14 protein-coding genes and 1 pseudogene are annotated in these 15,516 nt (G+C 39.0%); 5 read left to right on the forward strand and 10 right to left on the reverse strand.

What is annotated here, in order from left to right; translation table 11 throughout:
• Position 1: 1 nt before the first annotated feature.
• Both fabF and GJU39_RS08190 read right to left on the reverse strand, forming a co-directional pair.
• On the reverse strand, positions 2 to 1,252 hold the full coding sequence (gene fabF / locus GJU39_RS08185; protein WP_154280302.1) for a beta-ketoacyl-ACP synthase II: 1,251 nt from the start codon (positions 1,250 to 1,252) through the stop codon (positions 2 to 4).
• 256 nt (positions 1,253 to 1,508) lie between these two features.
• The gene (locus GJU39_RS08190; protein ID WP_154280303.1) at positions 1,509 to 2,099 is read right to left on the reverse strand and encodes a TetR/AcrR family transcriptional regulator; all 591 of its coding nucleotides are present in this window, start codon (positions 2,097 to 2,099) and stop codon (positions 1,509 to 1,511) included.
• Between the two features lie 159 nt (positions 2,100 to 2,258).
• On the opposite strand from GJU39_RS08190, the gene GJU39_RS08195 reads away from it, so the two are divergent.
• The 3 genes and pseudogenes from GJU39_RS08195 to GJU39_RS08205 all read left to right on the forward strand — a co-directional run bounded on the left by GJU39_RS08195 (position 2,259) and on the right by GJU39_RS08205 (position 4,992).
• A complete protein-coding gene (locus GJU39_RS08195) occupies positions 2,259 to 3,170 on the forward strand; it encodes a helix-turn-helix domain-containing protein (RefSeq protein WP_154280304.1) in 912 nt (303 codons plus the stop codon).
• 82 nt (positions 3,171 to 3,252) lie between these two features.
• A pseudogene (locus tag GJU39_RS08200) lies at positions 3,253 to 4,092 on the forward strand (SDR family NAD(P)-dependent oxidoreductase).
• A 63-nt stretch (positions 4,093 to 4,155) separates the two neighbouring features.
• The gene (locus GJU39_RS08205; protein WP_154280305.1) at positions 4,156 to 4,992 is read left to right on the forward strand and encodes an SDR family NAD(P)-dependent oxidoreductase; all 837 of its coding nucleotides are present in this window, start codon (positions 4,156 to 4,158) and stop codon (positions 4,990 to 4,992) included.
• 109 nt (positions 4,993 to 5,101) lie between these two features.
• Here the strand turns inward: GJU39_RS08205 and GJU39_RS08210 are convergent, their stop codons facing one another.
• From GJU39_RS08210 to mutS, 3 genes are all read right to left on the reverse strand, one after another.
• Positions 5,102 to 5,569 (reverse strand): TlpA disulfide reductase family protein, encoded by a 468-nt coding sequence (locus GJU39_RS08210; protein WP_154280306.1) that lies wholly within the window; start codon positions 5,567 to 5,569, stop codon positions 5,102 to 5,104.
• Positions 5,570 to 5,663: 94 nt separating this feature from the next.
• A complete protein-coding gene (locus GJU39_RS08215; RefSeq protein ID WP_154280307.1) occupies positions 5,664 to 6,167 on the reverse strand; it encodes a C40 family peptidase in 504 nt (167 codons plus the stop codon).
• A 57-nt stretch (positions 6,168 to 6,224) separates the two neighbouring features.
• Complete coding sequence (gene mutS, locus GJU39_RS08220; protein WP_245227726.1) at positions 6,225 to 8,807, reverse strand: DNA mismatch repair protein MutS; 2,583 nt, start codon at positions 8,805 to 8,807, stop codon at positions 6,225 to 6,227.
• A gap of 309 nt (positions 8,808 to 9,116) precedes the next feature.
• On the opposite strand from mutS, the gene GJU39_RS08225 reads away from it, so the two are divergent.
• Positions 9,117 to 9,431 (forward strand): HPF/RaiA family ribosome-associated protein, encoded by a 315-nt coding sequence (locus tag GJU39_RS08225; protein WP_154280309.1) that lies wholly within the window; start codon positions 9,117 to 9,119, stop codon positions 9,429 to 9,431.
• Between the two features lie 40 nt (positions 9,432 to 9,471).
• Here the strand turns inward: GJU39_RS08225 and GJU39_RS08230 are convergent, their stop codons facing one another.
• From GJU39_RS08230 to GJU39_RS08245, 4 genes are all read right to left on the reverse strand, one after another.
• Positions 9,472 to 10,212: a menaquinone biosynthetic enzyme MqnA/MqnD family protein gene (locus GJU39_RS08230; RefSeq protein ID WP_154280310.1), complete on the reverse strand. Its 741-nt coding sequence runs from the start codon at positions 10,210 to 10,212 to the stop codon at positions 9,472 to 9,474.
• Between the two features lie 95 nt (positions 10,213 to 10,307).
• Positions 10,308 to 10,937, reverse strand: a complete 630-nt coding sequence (locus tag GJU39_RS08235; protein ID WP_154280311.1) for a histidine phosphatase family protein — start codon at positions 10,935 to 10,937, stop codon at positions 10,308 to 10,310.
• A 126-nt stretch (positions 10,938 to 11,063) separates the two neighbouring features.
• Positions 11,064 to 12,263 carry an aminofutalosine synthase MqnE gene (mqnE, locus tag GJU39_RS08240; protein ID WP_154280312.1) on the reverse strand — a complete coding sequence of 400 codons (1,200 nt, stop codon included), beginning with the start codon at positions 12,261 to 12,263 and terminating at the stop codon, positions 11,064 to 11,066.
• Between the two features lie 266 nt (positions 12,264 to 12,529).
• Positions 12,530 to 13,024: a lipocalin family protein gene (locus GJU39_RS08245; protein WP_245227727.1), complete on the reverse strand. Its 495-nt coding sequence runs from the start codon at positions 13,022 to 13,024 to the stop codon at positions 12,530 to 12,532.
• A gap of 120 nt (positions 13,025 to 13,144) precedes the next feature.
• On the opposite strand from GJU39_RS08245, the gene GJU39_RS08250 reads away from it, so the two are divergent.
• Positions 13,145 to 14,260 carry a trans-sulfuration enzyme family protein gene (locus GJU39_RS08250; protein ID WP_154280313.1) on the forward strand — a complete coding sequence of 372 codons (1,116 nt, stop codon included), beginning with the start codon at positions 13,145 to 13,147 and terminating at the stop codon, positions 14,258 to 14,260.
• A 135-nt stretch (positions 14,261 to 14,395) separates the two neighbouring features.
• Here GJU39_RS08250 and GJU39_RS08255 read toward each other — a convergent pair whose 3' ends face one another.
• Positions 14,396 to 15,403, reverse strand: coding sequence for a hypothetical protein (locus tag GJU39_RS08255; protein WP_154280314.1), 1,008 nt, complete (start codon positions 15,401 to 15,403; stop codon positions 14,396 to 14,398).
• Positions 15,404 to 15,516 lie beyond the last annotated feature (113 nt).

Genomic DNA, 15,516 nt, shown 5'->3' on the forward strand with positions numbered 1-15,516 from the left:
TTTAAGCTTCGTATTTCTTGAAAATTGTACTGGCAACATGTCCGCCGAAACCGAAAGTATTGTTCAGTACGTAGTTAATTTCTTTTTTAACTGTCTTGCCAAGCACAATATTTAGGCCTTCCGGAATTTTTTCATCCAATTTTTGGGTATTAATCGTAGGTGGGATAATGCTATCTCTAATGGCTAAAATGCTAATTAAACTTTCAACTGCACCGGCAGCGCCTAGCAGATGACCTGTCATGGATTTAGATGCTCCAACAATGACCGGCGAATCTCCAAAAACATTTTTAACAGCATTCAGTTCGCTTAAATCGCCAAGGCCGGTTGAAGTTGCATGGGCATTAATGTAATCTATTTTGTCGGCCGAAATTCCTGCATCATTCAGAGCTTTCTTCATTCCCAAGGTCGCACCAATTCCATCCGGAGGCGTTCCCGTTAAGTGATAAGCATCTGCGGCCATTCCGCCACCTACAATCTCTGCATAAATATGCGCACCGCGGTTAATGGCATGCTCCAACTCTTCCAAAATCAAAGCGCCTGCGCCCTCTCCCATTACAAATCCATCTCTGCTTTCATCAAAGGGTCTTGATGCTGTCTCCGGACTATCATTTCTTTTGGATAAAGCCTGTGCTGCATTGAATCCACCAACTGAAGCTTCTGTAATTGCCGCTTCAGATCCTCCCGCAACCATTACATTTGCTTTTCCCAACCGTATAGTATCAAAAGCATTGATGATTGCAGTGTTCGAAGATGCACATGCCGATACGGTACAATAATTTGGGCCACGTAATTTATGTCGAATAGAGATTGCACCTGCAGCAATGTCTACAATCATTTTTGGGATGAAAAACGGACTGAACCTTGGCGTGCCATCGCCTTGATGAAATTCGGCTAATTGCTGCTCAAAGGTAGAAATCCCGCCATTTCCAGTTGCCCAGATTACACCAACCTCTGCAAGTTGATCATCACTCATTGTAGTGAAATCTAATCCTGCATCTGCAATTGCCTGATCGGTTGATGCGATGGCATATTGTGTAAACGTATCATATTTTCTGGCTTCTTTTTTGTCTAAAAAAGATTCAGGATTAAAGTCTTTTACTTCGGCAGCAAAATGAGTTTTAAACTTACTGGTATCAAACTTGGTAATCGGACCTACGCCGCTTTTACCAGCTAAAATATTTTTCCAAAAGATTTCTACTGTGTTCCCGAGCGGCGTTATTGCGCCTAATCCTGTTACAACTACTCTTTTCATGCTAATTATTTTTTTGGGTTACTTATAATTGAGCAACCGATTTTTTATTTTCTTGGTTTAATTAATCTTTTTGGTATCCTGATAAACTCATTTTGATCCGGGCGATATGCTGATCAACGTCCCTCAAATGTTAAGAATGCCCGTTTATTATTCCGGGCGCAAATATCATGATAATAAGGTTTAAAGCGATTTTCTTTTTTATATTCCTCAATCCTGTTTTATAACTAATTATCAGTCAGATTTTTATATTTAATCACTAAGTGCTTAGGTTATTAATATATGCCGTTGAAGATTCTAAAAGCAATTCGCGGGTTTCATGAGAATTGGTTAATCGGGAAATCATTATTCCGCCTTCAATCATGGCGATAATGGTTAAGGCAATCTGTTCCGGATGATAACGGGAGGCGATCTCGTTATTTGCAATTCCATCCTGAACAAGACCAGTCATCCGGTTCTTCCAGGATAAGAGTGCATTCAATGCTTTTTCGCGGAGCGCCGGATGCGTATCGTCAGCATCGATGGAAGTATTTAGAACCGGACAGCCACCTGGAGATATTTTACCGGCAATTAAACCCTGATAGGCAATTACATAAGCTAGTAATTTTCCCTTTGCAGTGTGCTGATTATTCATTTCTGAAATGATTTTCATCTCAACACTTTGAACATTGTAGTCAAAAGCAGCTAAGGCGACTTCGTCCTTATTGGCAAAATTCCCATAAATGCTGCCTTTAGTCAATCCGGTCGCATCGGTAATATCATTCAAGGAAGTTCCGGCATATCCTTTCCTATTAAAAATAGGCGCTGTTTTTTCTATAATAAAACCCCGTGTTTTTTCTGCTTTACTCATCACATCAAATTAATAGTTCAAATATATACCAATCGGTATTTTAATTCGTTATAAGGGAGTAGAATTTCTGTATAAAGAAGTGCAGATAGAGATTGCACTGCTATATTAGTATCTGAACCCATACTTGACTATTAGGTTTGAATTTTGTAAGTTTGATTCATGAACACCACAGAAACTATTGCGGATTTCTACCAGAAAAAATTCAGTTTAGTACCCAGTGATTTACAGGAAAACCTGGGTCATTTCAATGTTTTCCGCTTGGAAGACTGCCATCGCGAAGATACCGGGCAAATGAGTTACAGCCGACGCGACTTCTACAAAATTTCACTTATTAGCGGTCATAATATTTACCATTATGCTGACAAAAGCATCGAGATTAATGGAACAGCGTTAATGTTTTTTAATCCACTGGTTCCTTACACCTGGGAGCTGGCAAGTGGCGCAAGAGAAGATTCTGTTGGGTTCTTCTGTATTTTTACAGCAGACTTTTTTAATGAAAAAATTCGTGGAGACATTGGAGACCTGCCGATGTTTATTCAAGGTGGCAAGCCTGCATATATTCTGAATGACCAGCAGACCAGGGAGATATCAGCTAACTTCATTAAAATGCTGGAAGAAGTAAATTCCGATTATATCTATAAGTATGATCTGATCAGGAATTACATTACAGAGATTACTCATTTTGCTTTAAAAACCCAGCCTTCAGAGACACTATTTAAACACCCCAACGCGAATTCCAGAATCACCACCGTATTTACAGAGTTACTTGCCCGCCAGTTCCCGATAGAGACAACGAGCCAGCGGCTCTCTATGCGATCAGCTAAGGATTACGCAGCACAATTATCTGTGCATGTAAACCACCTCAATAGGGCGATTAAAGAAACCACCGGAAAAACAACAACACATTATATCACCGAGCGTTTATTGAGTGAAGCAAAGGCATTACTCAAACATACCGATTGGAATATAGCCGAAATAAGTTATTGCCTTGGCTTTGAAGAACCCACCCATTTTAATAATTTTTTTAAGAAATTAACAAAATTAACACCTACATCCTTTAGAATTGTTTGAATTTCGTAATCATCAGTTTGATTGCCGTAATAGATAATCCTCATTCCTACAGTAATTTTGTCTTATTAAAAAAGATAAAATCATGGGAATTAAAAAAGTTTGGTTTGTAACTGGTGCATCAAAAGGCTTGGGGCTGAGTTTAGTTAATCAATTACTAAGCGCAGGTCAGTTTGTCGCAGCAACTTCCAGAAATAAAGATAATTTAAATGCCGCTGTAAATACCAATGCGGAGAACTTTCTCCCCTTAGCGGCAGATTTAAATGACGAGTTAAGCGTAGGGCAAGCGATCAATGCTACCATCGCCATGTTTGGTAGAATAGATGTAATAATTAATAATGCCGGCTATGGAATTGGGGGTAGTATAGAGGAACTTACGGATGAGGAAACCCGAGACAGTTTCAATATCAATGTATTCGGCACACTGAATGTAATCAGAAAAGCTATTCCTTATCTAAGAGCGCAAAAATGAGGACACATTATTAACATTTCTTCAATTGCCGGTATCAATGGCGCAACTGGCTGGGCAATCTACTCGGCTACAAAAGCGGCTGTGATTGCGTTCTCTGAAGTATTGGCCGAAGACGTCAAAGCTTTTGGGATAAAAGTAACTGTTGTGGCTCCGGGTGCATTCAGAACAAGTTTCCTTACCCCAGAATCGCTAACGCTTCCTAAAAATCCGATTGAAGATTATGAAGATGTCCGGAATGTTCATGAGCGATATTTAAAAATGGATGGCGCACAAATTGGCGACCCTGAAAAAGCCGCGGCAGCTATGATTTCTTTGGCAAGTATGCCAAACCCTCCTGCTCATTTACTCCTTGGAAATGATGCGCTGACAAGAGCTACCGGAAAGCTTGAAGCATTGACCGAAGAATTTAGAGTGTGGAAGGCAATTACAATTTCCACAGATTTAGATGAATAATTCTGCATTTGAATCTTTTGCAAACCCCCATTAATAAAGTTAAAAATAAAATCTAAAGTAATTATGGAAAGTAAAAAAGTATGGTTTGTAACCGGCGCATCAAAAGGCCTCGGACTAACATTAGTTAAAAAATTATTAGAAATTGGTTACCGCGTTGCAGCAACTTCCAGGAATCTAAACGACTTGTCAAAAGCAGTAGGAGAAAACGAAAATTTTCTACCCTTATCAGTCGACTTATTAAGTGAAAAAAGTGTGGAAACCGCTGTGGGCGAAGCCTTAAGTAAATTCGGGCAGCTTGATGTTGTTGTAAACAACGCCGGGTACGGGATGCTTGGTGCGCTGGAAGAACTGAGCGACAAAGAGGCCCGGGAAAACTTTGATGTAAATGTTTTCGGTTCCCTGAATGTGATCAGGAAGGTACTGCCTCAAATGAGAAAACAACAGTCCGGCCATATTTTCAATATTTCATCTATTGGGGGCTTCTCGGGTAATTTCCCCGGCTTCGGAATCTACTGTGCTACGAAATTTGCCGTGGCTGGTTTTACAGAATCGTTAGCTGCTGAAGTAAAAGCTATGGGTATAAAAGCTACAGTGATCGAACCGGGTTATTTCAGAACGGAGTTTCTTACTTCAGGTTCTTTAGCCGTTCCTTCTAATCCGATAGACGCTTACAAAGAAGTTCGTGATTCGCAGGCTGCACACCAGAATGACATTAATAATCAACAACCTGGCGACCCCGCCAAAGCTTGTGATGTAATAATTGCTGCAGCCGAAAGTGAAAATGTACCGCTGCATTTGTTTCTAGGTCCGGATGCTTATACCCTTGCAGATGCAAAAATAGCTGACTTGCAAAAGGATATGGAGGATTGGAAAGCTTTAGCTACAGCCACTAATTTCTAATATCACGCCATTATGAAGCTTTACCATATAAGGAATTTAAGAACATATAATCAGCACCTTAGGTCTTATTTTAACTTAGATTTCTTATATGGTTAATATAAATAACCTACTATTTCAGGTTAAAAAAGGCACTTTTCAATTCTTTTTCAGTAAATTCTTTTTCGTAAAATTTTCTGCTTCGTTTATTTACAAATAATGTTGCAGGGATTGCACCAGACCATTGTTTATTAATTCGCTGGATATCGGCTTGTCTATCTTGTGTATTTAAAAGGAAAACATCTCCATTAATCCGATTTGCGGCAACAAATGGAATCACTGTTTTCTGCAGCTTAGATTTAAAATCCAGGCTCACCAGCAACACCTTGACTGGTTTATTTAGCTTAGCAAGCCTGAGCTTTTCAAAATTTGGCAACTCTGCCACGCAAGGTGCACACCATGTCGCCCAGAAATTAATCACATAGGTCGTATCCTTCCCATTAGCAATGCGCTTATTCAAATCCTCAACGGTAATCAGGTTTACCTGTGCATTTGCGGTGTAACCAAAAAAGATTATACAAATAATAAAGAATAGTCGCATAGTTATATTAGTAGCTATAAATTATCCAATCCAGGAGGATAAGAGATTAGTCGGGAGCCTAAAAAAAATGTGCTCAAGCAGTAGTCAATAATATTTAATTGACGGTTCCTGTTTTCACCAAAGCTTTTTGATAAGCCGGTAAATTCAGATCATCAACAACCACTCCCCTGTTCGTGCTTGCATGTACAAAGAAACCGTTATTTAAGTAAACGCCAACGTGGTCTACATTTCCTCCTCCAAAAGAGAAGAAAACCAAATCTCCTTCATCAAGCGCACCATAACTCTTTTTTCTTGCGAAATTTGCCTGATCTCTTGAAACTCTCGGCAGGCTAACCCCATAAATTTCTTTCTCTAATAAAAATGTAAAACCCGAACAATCTATACCGCTTTTGTCTAAACCGCCGAAACGGTATTTTACGCCTGTCCAGTCGGTTATAAACTTATAAAGCGACTTGCTTTTCAAATTTGCCATGGCATCTGCGGCTTTTGCAGCTTTAGTATCACTTCGAACGGTATACTTCCTGCTTCCACAAGATGCTAAAATCAGTGCAAAAAATAAGATGATAAAGTAAGAATAAAGCTTTTTCGTATTAATCATATGTTGTGCATTTCGGCTCAAATTTAGCAAGGGAATCTTCGACTTCCAATACAATAACTAATTATCCTTTATTAAACGTTGTATTTCATCAAGCTTTAGTAAGGCCTCAACGGGCGTTAAAGCATTGACATCTAAATTGTTGAGTGTGTCACGAATTTTCACTAAAACAGGATCATCAATAGCAAACATCTGCAACTGATAAGCCTGGTTTTGAACTTTTTTTATGCTGTCTTTAATGCTTTGCCCCTCGGTGCGATCGATTTCTAATTTTTTCAAAATCTCATTTGCCCTGCCAATTAATTTGGGTGGCATCCCGGCCATTTTTGCTACGTGAATCCCAAAACTATGCTCACTTCCCCCAGGAATGAGCTTCCTAAGGAAAATTACCTTATTCGTCATTTCTTTAACCGACACATTAAAATTCTTGATCCTGGGCATGGTATTCGCCAGTTCATTTAATTCATGATAATGCGTTGCGAAAAGTGTTTTTGGTCTCGCCGTAGGATGTTGGTGCAGAAACTCGGCAATGGCCCAGGCAATGGAAATACCATCATATGTGCTCGTTCCGCGTCCTATTTCATCTAAAAGAATTAAGCTGTCATCCGAAATATTATTCAAGATACTTGCTGTCTCATTCATTTCTACCATGAACGTACTTTCACCGGAAGAAATATTATCAGATGCACCCACCCGTGTAAAAATCTTATCTACTATTCCTACCTCCGCATCTTTAGCCGGTACAAATGAACCCATCTGGGCCATGAGTACAATCAATGCAGTCTGGCGGAGAATCGCCGATTTACCCGCCATGTTGGGGCCGGTAATCATAATAATCTGTTGAGAATCTGTATCTAAATATACATCATTGGTGATGTATTCTTGTCCGACAGGTAATTGTTTTTCAATTACGGGGTGGCGACCACCCTTAATATCAAGCACTTTTTTAGTGGTAACTTTAGGCTTGTTATAATGATTTTTTTCAGCCAGCTGAGCAAAACAAAGCAAACAATCCAACTGGGCGATTAAAAAAGAATTGAGTTGAATGGGCTTGATGTAACTTGCCGTATCATAGATTAACTCATTATACAATCGAATCTCAATGGCCTGAATTTTCTCCTCAGCACCCAGAATCTGATCTTCGTATTCTTTTAGTTCAGGGGTGATATATCGCTCTGCGTTCACCAAAGTCTGTTTGCGAATCCACCCTTCAGGTACTTTGTCTTTATGCGTATGGGTAACTTCTAAATAATAGCCAAAAACATTATTAAAGGCAATTTTCAAAGAAGGAATTCCGGTAGCTTCTGCTTCTCGTTTTTGAATTTGAACCAGATAATCTTTACCGCCGAAAGCGATCTTCCTTAAGCGATCGAGATCTTCATCAATGCCGTCAGCAATTACATTTCCCTTAAGCAGCACTGCCGGTGGTTCCTGTTGAATTTCCTTTTCAATCCGGTCACGAATGGCAAAGCAGGGATTTAGCTGATCGGCAATTTTAATCAGATAAGGGTTTTTGGAATCAGCTGCTAATTTTTTAACCGATTCGATATGGTAAAGAGCTCGTTTTAAGGCTACCAACTCCCGCGGACCAACGCGCTGCAAGCCCACCTTCGAAATTAGTCTTTCTAAATCACCAATCTGTTTAATAGGAGTCAGGAATTGTTCCTGCAATTCTTGGTTTGCCACGAAATAGTCAACCATTCCCAGGCGCTCCTGGATTGGTTTCAGTTCTTTTAACGGCATAATGATCCATTTCTGCAACAATCGGGCACCCATCGGTGTGCAGGTATGGTCGAGGATATCAAATAAGGTAACCGCGTTATCGTTTGGCGAATTCACCAATTCGAGATTACGAATCGTAAAACGATCAAGCCACATGTAACGGTCTTCTTCAATTCTGCTTATGGACGTAATGTGTTGCAGATTTCGATGTTCAGTTTCACCCAGATAGTGTAAAACAACGCCTGCCGCAACAATTCCACTTTGCAATCGCTCTACTCCAAAACCTTTTAAAGAAGTCACATCAAAATGCTTCATTAAGGTTTCATTTCCATAATCTGATGTGAAGGGCCAGTCATCTAAACCAAAAGTGTAGAACCGATCGCCAAAGTTTTCAGTAAAAGTTTGCCTTTTAGATTTTTGAAAAATCACCTCCGTAGGTTTAAAACCTTGAAGCAGCTTATCAATATAGTCGCTATTGCCTTGAGCAATTAAAAATTCACCGGTAGAGATATCCAGAAACGAAACACCCATTTGTGTTTTATCGAAAAAGACACAGGCTAAAAAATTGTTGGATTTCTGATTTACAATATTATCGCCATAGGCTACACCAGGTGTAATCAGTTCTGTAACCCCCCGTTTTACAATGGTTTTGGTTGCTTTGGGGTCCTCTAACTGATCGCAAATGGCTACGCGCTGCCCTGCCCTAACCAGTTTTGAGAGATAATTATCTAAAGAATGGTGTGGAAAACCGGCAAGTTCCAAAGCACCGCCATTTGGTCCGGTACCCCTTCTTGTTAAAACAATCCCTAAAATTTGTGATGTTTTGATGGCATCCTCTCCGAAGGTTTCGTAAAAATCGCCTACCCTGAAAAGTAATAATGCACCCGGATACTTCGCTTTTATTGCGTTGTACTGTTGCATTAAAGGGGTTTCTTTATTCGTGTCTTTAGCCAAAACTGAAATTAATTTGCAAAAGCTATAAAGATAACATGATTCTACTTTTTATGGTTGTTTTGTTGAAAAAATGAACGATTATTTCTGGTTTGAAAGCAGTTGGTATGGCCCAAATCGGGAGTGATAGCCAGAAATAATTTCCAGAGGCATGAAAAAATAAAAGCAAAAAACAATGTTGGTCTGAATATCAATCAATTAAAACTAAACCCATTCGATTTAAAACGTTTTGCCGGTAAAACTGTTAGATTAGTATAGTTTTAACTTAATAACATCATTATGACGATTCAACTAAACACTGACAAAAACTTAACGATACACCAGGAATACGAAGACAAAATTAAAGGTACAATTAACGATGGATTGGGCAGGTTTGAAGATCTGATTACTCGTATTGAGGTTCACTTATCAGATGAAAACGGCAGTAAGGAAGGGTTGGATGATAAACGTTGTTTGTTAGAGGCAAAGATTGTGGGTAAAGAACCTGTAGCCGTAACTAATCTTGGAAATAATTATGACTTAGCATTAAGTGGCGCAATTTCTAAATTGAAAAGCAAGCTGGAAACCATTGCTGGAAAACTGAAAGCACACTAGAAATAAAAATGGGATCCTGATTTTTTAGAATCCCATTGTTTTATACTTTAACCTTTTCCAGCTCTTCAATATAACCCAAAAATAAATTCATGGCCTTTTTCCGGTCATCCGTAACTTCAAACTGAAGTTTGTGATATAAATAATCATCCAGATCAAAATTTGGCGTTTCTGGTAAATCTTTTAAAACTTTAGCCCTGTTTTCCAAACCAAATTTTAAAGCAGCATTAAATTCATTTTTAAATGCTTGTGAAAGTTCCTTATTCGCCACCCAGGCAGCATACATAAAAGGTAATCCGGTAAAATTTTTCCACTCCTCACCCATGTCGTATACAAAAGCATAATCATCTTTTTGGCCAAAAGTTCTGTCGCCAATCAAAACGATAGCATCAGTTTTTGCATTGGGGTCTGTTGTAAATTCTACATCCCGCTTCCAGTAAAATTTAAGCAAAACTTTGGCAAGATTGTTTGATGTTCTGGAATGTGCATCCAATTTTAAGGTTTTGATCTCTTCAACAGGAACATCACTAAAAATAAATACAGAGTTTACGGCACCATCACTGCCAATACAATAATCTGCAACGATGTTTGCATGAGGTACCAATGGTATGGCTGCCACTGGCATCAAACCCATATCTACCTCACCACTAATTACTTTTGCGGCACAATCTGAAGGAATATCTAAACTTAGATCTATTTTACTGATAATATCCGAATGCTCTAATCCATAAATAAAAGCTTTGGTATTGGTATAGGCAACTGCCGATATTTTAATCTTATTCAAGGTGTTATTTTAATATTTATTTTAATGCTCGTCATGCTGAATTTTTTTCAGCATCTATTAAAAATTTTTGAATCAAGTCAGCATGACGATTTCGATTATTTATTATCAATCACTAAACCATCTAAATGAACGGCACTGTTAAACTCCAGCACTGTAAACTTTCCATCTTCGTAACCCATTTTATAAAGCACTGTATTTTGATGGGGAAATTCGGTCATTTCACTTAGTGGCTTACCCAGTAATAAACAAAGGAAAACCCGCATGGCCCGGCCGTGCATACAAAGCAAAACAGTTTTCTCTTCTGGCCTTGCCGATAAAACCTCCATTGGATATTTTAGTCGTTCATACACATCCTGCACACTTTCTCCGCCTTCAAAATGCGCGGTATAATCGCCATCCTCCCAGGTTTGAAGCATTTCACGGAAAGCTTCACGTGCTTCCTCACTATTCGGCTGACCTTCCCAAACGCCCCAGGCCAATTCGTCTAGCCCCGAAAGTTTTTCCCAAGGTAATTCAGCATCTATAAATTTTTGAACGGTTTGCCAGGTTCTCTTCAGGTCTGAGGTATATATTTTATCGAAAGAAATATTTTTATACTGCTGATAAAAAGCTTCGGCCTGTGCCCTTCCGGTATCATTCAAATCAGAATTGATACCTCTACCCTGTACTATGCCTTGTCTGTTAAGTTCCGTTTCGCCGTGGCGTATGATGTATATTTCCTTCATTAATAATGATTGAATTTTGAATGATTGAATTTAGAATGGTTGAGTTATTGATTGTTTAACTATTGATTTTCGAATGATTGAATACCGAGTTGCCTATCACATTCACTCAATCTCTCCTTCTTGTGCTCAATTATTATTCACTACCGGTAACTTGTAATACTGAGGTTTCTTATCTTCCTCAAAAACAACATGTTCAAAATCTGTGACCACGTTATATAAGGTATCGCGTTCTACCGCCACTCTACCAACTTGTTTAATTAGGTTCACCAGTTCTTTTGTACTCATTGCTGGAGTTTGTTCCTCTGCACCAGCCATAGAGTAGATTTTTGTGGTATCATCCAGGGTACCATCAATATCATCAACCCCATAATTAAGCGATAATTGAGCTGTTTCTCTGCTAATCATTGCCCAATAGGCTTTAATGTGATCGAAGTTATCCATGTAAATTCGGGCAATTGCGTAGTTTCTTAAGTCTTCAATTACCGAAACCTCTGGTATATTGCTCATTTGGTTACGCTGGTTCCTGAATTTCAAAGGGATAAACGTTTGGAAACCGCCGGTACGATCTTGTAATTCGCGAAGTTTCTCCATATGATCAACCCGGTGTTCGAATCTTTCGATATGACCATAAAGCATCGTAGCGTTACTTCTCATTCCAAGCTTATGCCACTCTTCGTGAATGGCTAACCATTGCTCACCAGTACATTTATCTTTTGCGATCTGTTCGCGAATTTCAGGATGGAAAATTTCTGCACCACCACCGGGCATTGACTGTAAACCTGCATCTTTCATCAGCTTCATGCCAGTAGCATAATCTATTTTTGCCTTCTTGAAAATGTAATGATATTCAACTGGTGTTAATGCTTTAACATGTAAATCAGGACGATGTTCTTTAATTGCAGTAAACAATGCTGAATAAAAAGCAACATCATACTGTGGTAAAACGCCACCTACAATATGTACTTCCGTAACAGGTTCATTGTCGTATTTTTTTACAATGTCAAGCATTTGCTCCATTGTGAGCGCCCAGCCCTCTTCCTTTTGCTTAATCAACCTCGAATAGGAGCAAAACTTACAATCGTAAACGCAAAGATTAGTAGGTTCTAAATGAAAATTACGATTAAAATAGGTTTTATCGCCATGCTTTTTCTCCCTGATGTAATTTGCTAAAACACCCAGATAGCCTAATTCCGCGTGCTCGTAAAGATAAACACCCTCATCGAACGTAATTCGCTCACCTTGTAGTGTTTTATGGGCTATGTTTTGTAATTCAGTTGATAAGTTAGTATCAGCTAATATTTTCTCAACTTCTGCAGTTGTTGTCATTCCTGATTTCATTTCGAACAAAAATACAATATTGAAGGCATTCGAAAATCATTTTCTTGTAACAAACGGACATTATTGGTTCAATAGCTCATTAGTTCATCATTCATTTTTCATAGTGCTTAAAACACAACGCCTAATATTTATTTAAAAATGAAGTAAGTTATATTGACTTACTCCCAAACAAATAAACCCATGACTAATGAACCAATGATTTAAAAAAAAAGCACCTCTTTTCAGAAGTGCTTTATATTATTTTCGCAGGTGTTTTAGTTTGCTGCCGGAGAGAATGTTAATACGATGTTAGCTGTTTTACCACCAAATTCAATTGGCGATTTCAACACCATATTGCCTTTAGATAATTGCGTTAACACTAAACGATAACCTTCAGTTACGTTCTTTGCTTTATCACCCTCAAAGATTTTCTTGAATTGAAAAGTTTCTTCTGATGGGGTTGCTGACCAGAAAATAGTTTGCATTACCTCACCACAGGTGCTTGATGACGGTAACGTGTAAGAACCGTTTCCGCTATTGGTAAGTTTCCAGGTACTTCCCTGAAAACATTTATATGATTTTTCTCCGAATAAACCTTGTACAGCCTGATCAGGAAGACCTTCTAAAGCGATATTGTTTAATACCCAGGTGCCTGTAACTGTACCTCTTCCACCGTTAATCCCTGTTGAAGCATTTTTAGTAGAAGAACAACTTTGTAACATTACCAAAGTAGAACATGCTATTGCAATAGCTATGAATAATCTTTTCATTTTAGTTTTTTTTAATTTCGCTGAACTGATTACATAAATCTTGCCAAAACAATTATGAAGATTAAATTTGCACTAAATTATTAAATTGCCTTCCGTTTAAACCTATAAAACGAAAAAATCATGAAACCAGAAACCCTTGCTATTCACGCTTCTAATCTTGTAAAAAATACTACCGGAGATGTTACGCCTCCAATAAATTTGTCTACAACTTTTTTTCGCGATGAAAATGGTGGTTATCCTGGCGGACATATGTATAGTCGCGTAAGCAATCCAAACCGGTCTGCTTTAGAAAACACTGTAGCCAAATTAGAATATGGCGAAGATGCCGCGGCCTTTGCTTCCGGCAATAATTGTGGAATGTCTTTATTTCAGGCGCTAAAGCCGGGAAGTCATATTCTTGCTCCTGATGATATGTACTGGGGCATTAAAAAACAATTGCTGACTATTTTTAATGATTCGCTGGAGTTTGATTTCGTTGATCAGACAGACCTGGAACTAATTAAAAAATCCATCAAACCGAACACACAAATGATCTGGATTGAAACACCTTCAAATCCATTGTTAAAGGTTACGGATATTGAAGAAATAGCGAAGATTGCTAAGGCGAATGGCGCTATCCTGGTGTGCGACAGTACTTTTGGTACGCCAGTGTTACAGAACCCTATATTACTAGGCGCCAATATCGTAATGCACAGCAGCACAAAATATTTGGGCGGCCACAGTGATGTGCTTGGCGGAATAGTGGTGACGGCAAAAAAAGATGAATTTTGGGAGAAAATCAGAAATATTCAACAAACAGGTGGAGCCGTTCCTTCCCCTTTTGATTGCTATTTATTATGCAGAAGCATTAAAACTTTAGCCTACCGCGTAAAAGGCCATTGTGAAAGTGGAAAAACTGTAGCCGATTACCTGGTCCGGCATCCAAATGTGGAGGCCGTTTTTTATCCAGGTTTGGAAAGTCATCCGCAACACGAAATCGCTAAAAAACAAATGAAAGATTTTGGCGGAATGATGTCCTTTTTGGTTAAAGGAGGCGTCGAAGAAACCATTAAAGTAGTAAACAAAGTTCAGCTTTTCGCACAGGCAACGAGTTTAGGAGGTGTAGAAAGTCTGATCGAACACCGTTACTCTGTAGAGGGACCAGATAGCAAGACGCCCAAAAATTTATTGAGAATCTCCGTAGGGTTAGAGCATGTGGATGATATTATTGCCGATTTAGCCCAGGCTTTAGGGTAATTTGTAATCCCCCTAAACCGTGGTTCTATCGACTTAGCGGAGAAATCTATGTAATTTGATTCATGTACGCTTACAAAGATTTCTCCGTTCCGCTGCGCTTCAGTCGAAATGACGGAACCGATCAGATTTCAAGCCTTATTTTGGATTGCAAATGGTGACTAATTTCACCGAATAATTTGGGTTTAACGGCTCGTTGGTTTGTGCTAAACGTTGGGAACCTGTATTTGCCGGACAGGCAATATCTCCTGCAGCATCATAAACCAGTTTTGTTCCAGAAGCTACTAATTCTTTCGGCACATACACCTGAACTTTTGTAACAGAGTAACCTGAAGGGAAATAACGTATAAAATATCCATCCGGGTGTTTCGTCCAGATTCCACTCGGCACATCCGCTCTCGGCGGCGCCATGCCGGCAATGATGGCATATTTTTCCATATCCGCATAAGAATAGTTCCCTGAGGATACCAATTGTCTGATGTTATTTTCAGCTTCAAAAACAGCCTTTAAGCCAGATGGCAATTGATCTTTTGCTTTCTCCATTACATCAAATGGAAGCACACCCAAGGCACCTCCTTCCAGCATGGTGATTTGCTGTGGAGTCAATAATTTTAACGCGGTAACCTTTACCTGTCCGTTATAGTTAGCAAACCTGGTGCGGGCAATAATCGTCCACAATAATGCCTGAATATCATGTTGCTCTACCTCCGGGTGCTTTTCTGCGCTTTTGATAATGGCAACAACCACCGCCTCTTTGGATCCTAATACGGGCGCAAACATATAGCCATCGCCCTTTGAAGGTGCAAAAGTACCTGCCATGAGGCAATAACTCTTATTAGTCATTTCATAAAGCCCTTCACATAACACATAGCCCCCTTCCGGATTTTTTGGCAATAAATAGAGGGGTTGTGCTTTTAAGGTGGCCTTAAAATCGGGCATCATTTCCCCTTTACGGTTCACATCTTCAAAACTGGTCGTAATTGCGCCAGGCTGTTTTAAAAATTTATCTACACCAAGTGCCTTAGCCCCCTGTGCTGTACCCACTTTTAATAGCTTGTCTTTCAACCCGCCGAATTGCGCATAGGTATTATTGATGCCTGCAAGAAATATTAATAGCGACAGGCAAATGATTTTAGCATTTTTCATGAATAATTTAGATTTAATAGGGTGCCACAAACATATAATATTAACCGTTAATTTCTTATTAATTTTTAAAAAGCAATATTTTCTAAAAAATTATCAGGTTAAAAACATCAATT

Source organism: Pedobacter petrophilus (genome assembly GCF_009674725.1).
Taxonomy (GTDB): domain Bacteria; phylum Bacteroidota; class Bacteroidia; order Sphingobacteriales; family Sphingobacteriaceae; genus Pedobacter; species Pedobacter petrophilus.